The 4,851-nt window shown below is 45.0% G+C and carries 4 protein-coding genes; 3 read left to right on the top strand and 1 reads right to left on the bottom strand.

All coding sequences use genetic code 11. The features are described 5' to 3' along the window. Positions 1–3,029: hydantoinase/oxoprolinase family protein (locus F6J99_RS42065; protein ID WP_293122633.1), on the bottom strand; the 3,029-nt coding region annotated here is incomplete at its 3' end. Between the two features lie 420 nt (positions 3,030–3,449). On the opposite strand from F6J99_RS42065, the gene F6J99_RS42070 reads away from it, so the two are divergent. The 3 genes from F6J99_RS42070 to F6J99_RS42080 form a co-directional block, all read left to right on the top strand. Then, positions 3,450–3,803 carry a DUF433 domain-containing protein gene (locus F6J99_RS42070; RefSeq protein WP_293122636.1) on the top strand — a complete coding sequence of 118 codons (354 nt, stop codon included), beginning with the start codon at positions 3,450–3,452 and terminating at the stop codon, positions 3,801–3,803. Next, positions 3,778–4,140 (top strand): DUF5615 family PIN-like protein, encoded by a 363-nt coding sequence (locus F6J99_RS42075; protein WP_293122639.1) that lies wholly within the window; start codon positions 3,778–3,780, stop codon positions 4,138–4,140. The genes F6J99_RS42070 and F6J99_RS42075 overlap by 26 nt, the downstream gene beginning before the upstream one ends. A 218-nt stretch (positions 4,141–4,358) precedes the next feature. Next, on the top strand, positions 4,359–4,851 hold a 493-nt coding region (locus F6J99_RS42080), incomplete at its 3' end, for an alpha/beta hydrolase (protein WP_293122642.1).

The raw sequence follows: 4,851 nt of genomic DNA on the forward strand, positions 1-4,851 counted from the left end.
TTACCGGTAAAATCAATCTTGGCACTACGGTTGTCCCGGTCAATAGTAATCGTGACCTGAATCTTAGCACCCCCATCTAACTCATAGCTGAAACTGCCATCTTTCAGCACATCAATCACTCGGCGCACCGACTCCTCAGCATTATCTTGGACATAACCCATATAGGCTTGCACTGTTTCTAATCCATAGTGGGCTACCATCTGCTGTAACTCTTGTACACCCTTCTCATTGGCAGCAATCTGTGCCTGTAAATCTGCTATATTCTGAGTCAGATTCCGGACTGGGTATTGACCCCCTAACAGAAGTTGGGTGATTTCATTTTCTCGGAATTTACCATTCTCAACCAGCAGGAAATTGTCAATTAATACCCCTTCTTCCTTGACGCTGGTACTATTAGGAGGCATGGAACCGGGAGTGATACCACCGATGTCAGCATGGTGTCCTCGGGAAGCTACAAAGAATAAAGGGGAGAGGGGAGAAGGTTCCTTTAGCCCTAGGGAAGAGTTGAGGAAAACTGGAGTAACAAGGGTGACATCTGGGAGATGAGTGCCACCGTTATAGGGATTGTTGAGAATATAGACATCCCCAGGTTTGAGAGTATCTCCATGGGCATCAATCAAGCTGCGGACACTTTCACTCATTGACCCCAAATGCACTGGAATATGAGGCGCATTCGCTACCAATTGCCCTTGTTGGTCAAAAATCGCACAGGAAAAGTCTAGCCGTTCCTTGATATTGACTGAATAACTGGTATTTTGGAGAGTTGTCCCCATTTGCTCTGCTATGGAACGGAATAGATTGTTAAAGATTTCCAGCATGACCGGGTCAGGATGGGGTGACGCTTGAACAGTATTTGCTTGCAGCTGATCTATAGTGCTATTTGTCAAGCTTTCCAGGTTGTCTTCCTGCTCCCCCAAACCAGATTTAACTAAAATCAAATGATTCCGTTCACTCACCTCTGCCTTCCAACCAGGCTCAATCACATTGGTTCCAGTTGCCTCAATAATTAATGCCGGACCCAGCACCGAATCCCCTGGCTGCCAATCCTCTCGCCTAAACACAGGGGTATCCCACCACCGATTAGCCGTATACATTTGCACTGTGGCAACGGGAGCACACATTTCCCCTTTCTGACGAGACCGTATGGGTTCTGTTGGGATAGCCATCCGCTTTACTAACTCTACCGAAACCGCTTCGACCATCAACGTTTTCCCTGGCACGATAAATCCATAGCGCTGTTGATGCAATCCCTCAAACTCTTCCCTAATCTGATCAATCCCACCAAACCCAACAACCAAAGCTGAATCGGTGCCCTCATAGCGCAAATGGACTCGCCGAATCACTTCAAGCTGGTTACTATTCCGATCCTGGGCATGGTTGTGGTTCAACTCTTCTATGCCCTGAGCCACCAACTTGGCCAAAATTCCCTCTAACTCCAACCCCTCTACTAACTCAGCCTCAACTGACTGTTCTTTCAATACCCTGATATCGGCTAAACCCATGCCATAAGCGGACAATACTCCAGCAAAGGGATGAATGAACACTCGCTTAATCCCTAAGGCTTCGGCAATTAAACACCCATGTTGGCCACCAGCACCGCCAAAGCAACATAGGGTATACTCGGAAACGTCATAGCCCCGTTGTAGAGAAATCTGTTTAATGGCATTGGCCATCTTCTCGACTGCGATCGCTAAAAATCCTGCTGCTACTTCCTCTGGTTTGCGGTTATCCCCAATCTGTTCTACCAATCCTTCAAACCTCTGCCTTACCACCTCAGCATCCAACGGCAAGTTACCATCCGCTCCAAACACCTTGGGAAAAAACCCTGGCTGCAACTTCCCTACCATCACATTGCAATCGGTCACCGTCAACGGACCCCCCTTACCGTAGGAAGCAGGACCTGGATTTGCCCCAGCCGACTCTGGTCCTACCCGATAACGGGCACCATCAAACTGGACAATGGAGCCACCACCGGCAGCTACTGTATTAATTGCCATCATTGGCGTGCGCAGCCTTACCCCAGCAATCTCAGTTTCAAAGGTACGCTCGTATTCCCCGTTGTAATGGGCGACATCTGTAGAAGTGCCACCCATATCAAAGGTAATTATCTTCTCAAAACCAGCAATTCGACTAGTCTGTACTGCTCCAACAATACCGCCAGCAGGTCCTGATAAAATACTATCCTTCCCTTGAAACTGTTGCGCGTCCGCCAGTCCTCCATTTGACTGCATGAACATCAATAGTCCAGAAGTTTTTCCCCGTAAGCCTTCGGGCAGGGTAGGTTGAAGGTTATTTTCCAAAGCTTCATTAGTCAACCCCCCAAGCTGCAACTGTTCTTCTACCTGATCTACATACCGACGCAGAATCGGTGATAAATAGGCATCAACTACTGTAGTATCCCCCCGACTGACTAATTTCATCAAAGGGGTGACTTGATGAGATACTGAAATTTGGGTAAAACCAATCTCTGATGCGATAGTGGCTATCTCCTGTTCATGAGTGGGATAGCGATAGCCGTGCATTAAGACAATGGCGCAGCTACGAATACCGTCATCATAAGCAGCTTGCAAGGATTGGCGGGTTTCAACCAGATTGATGGGGATTAGCTCTTCACCCTGGGCGCTGTACCGTTCTTCTATCTCAATCACCCGTTCATAGAGCATTTCAGGGAGCACAATTTCACGGGCAAAGATATTGGGGCGATTTTGATAACCGATGCGCAAGGCATCTTGGAAGCCCTTAGTAATCACTAGGACAGTGCGATCGCCTTTCCGTTCCAATAAGGCATTGGTGGCTACTGTCGTTCCCATCTTGATCGCTTCAATGGCATCACTGGGTATCGGCTTACCAACAGGGATGTCTAAAATCTCTCTAATTCCCTGTACTCCAGCATCTTGGTACCGTTCAGGATTTTCTGAAAGCAGCTTATGAATTATCAACTGCCCATCCGGGCGTTTTGCCACAATGTCCGTAAAGGTACCACCTCGATCAATCCAGAATTGCCAGCGTCCAGTGGAAGTAGTAGTCATATTTGCCCGATTTTTCCTAAAACATTAAAGAGATGGGGAAGATGGCGGAGAATTTTCCAATAGTTTCCTTTATCCATCAGCAACGTCCCAGCAAACTATATTTTCCCTTAAGACAGAGTAACTTAGCATTCCAGAGCCAGCAAGCCGAGGTCTGACCCGATCGGGGAGTGGTCATTGAATGGGAGCCAGGAATTATTTCTGAGATTCAGCAAACATAGCCCAAGTTGACTCTAATTTATACTAAAATTAGTTATCCTATGGCAATCCCAAACTTTTCCTATTAGTGGTCATGTCTGTTTAATTTTGGTAAACTATAGATAATTTTATTGGTATAATTATCGACAATAAAATTATCGCTATTTACTGTGGCAATCATTTTTTAAACTCTCATTTAAACACGCCATCGCTATCAAATTTATTATGCAATTAGAAGACTATTTCAACTTTCTGGCTCCTGATGACATTCGGATTAAAGGTCATCGAATTGGCATTGAAACGGTGTTGTACGAGTATCTATTTAAAGAGCGTACTGCTGAAGAAATTGCCAAAATTTACTCAACTCTCACCTTAGAAGAGGTCTATGCCACAATCCTATATTATCTACAGAACAAAGACACAGTCAGTCAATACATTGCTGACTGGCTAGAGTGGGGACATCAACAGCGTAAAGCTCAAGCATTGAATCCTCATCCTGCGGTGGCTCGACTCCGGAAAATCAAAGCAGAAAGACAAGCGCAGTTGAAAGCCAATGGCACTGAAGTATCTAATGGATGAGAATGTTGACCCAGCTTACTCAACACAAATTCGACGTAAATGTCCTAATTTAGTAATTTGTGCAGTTGGGGAAATCGGTACTCCAAGCCTCAGTACACTAGACCCGGAAATTCTGTTATGGTGCGAGGAGTATAACTTTGTTTTGGTAACCAATAACCGTAAGTCGATGCCCGTACATTTAACTGACCACATTGCCCAAAGTCATCATGTCCCAGGAATTTTCATCTTAAACTCCAATTTGAGCATTGGTCAAAATATTGAAGAGTTAATTATAATTGCAGAATGTTCTTATGATCAGGAATATCAAGACCAAATTATTCACCTACCGATGACTTGAATTAATTAATTATTCTGAGTAGAAGTCTCAACAATACATTGCTCTTCGTTTGTAAAGCGTTGTTCATAACTATCAGGTATACAGGATTTTTGACCTCTTACCTGCTCCGAAGTCCCTGCTCCCTGCTCCCTAAAACCCAATAATTTATACCTTACCCAATTTAAAACTGCTGTATTATAATCCTCCTCATCAAGCCTAAGACTGAGAACAGTAGACTAGTGAAAGCAAAAGCCAAACCCAAGAAACTACTAGGTTTTTTATATACTTGCTTATTCCTTGGTTTAGGAATACTCCCCACAGTAGTCAAACCAAAGCCAGCCCTTAGTGCAGAATACATTTATTTTAACTATGGTCCCTTAAAATTGTCCCTTTCCCGGGAATCCCTGGAAATTTTCGCCAATGAGGGCAGAATTACTAAGGAATTTGAGTTCTACGCCCAAATGCTGAACCCAGAAGCCTTGGAACAGTTGCGGATGCTACTCCAAAAGCGGATTAAAATCAGTCCTGTGGCCATCTCCCGCTTAGGTAAATCCCCCATGGGAGAAGCCTTTCTGGAAGGTTTGGGAAAGATGATTAAAACCCACCCTGGTCGCAATGGTTTACATAGTCTTCGGGGGGCGCTGGTTTTGGCAGCAGCTGACTCCGAAGGTCTAACTCTAATGAATATAGTGCGCCAGTTTCCCACCGAGGGCATGTTGATTGATACTGAGA

The organism is Moorena sp. SIO4G3 (assembly GCF_010692305.1).
GTDB classification, from domain to species: domain Bacteria; phylum Cyanobacteriota; class Cyanobacteriia; order Cyanobacteriales; family Coleofasciculaceae; genus Moorena; species Moorena producens_A.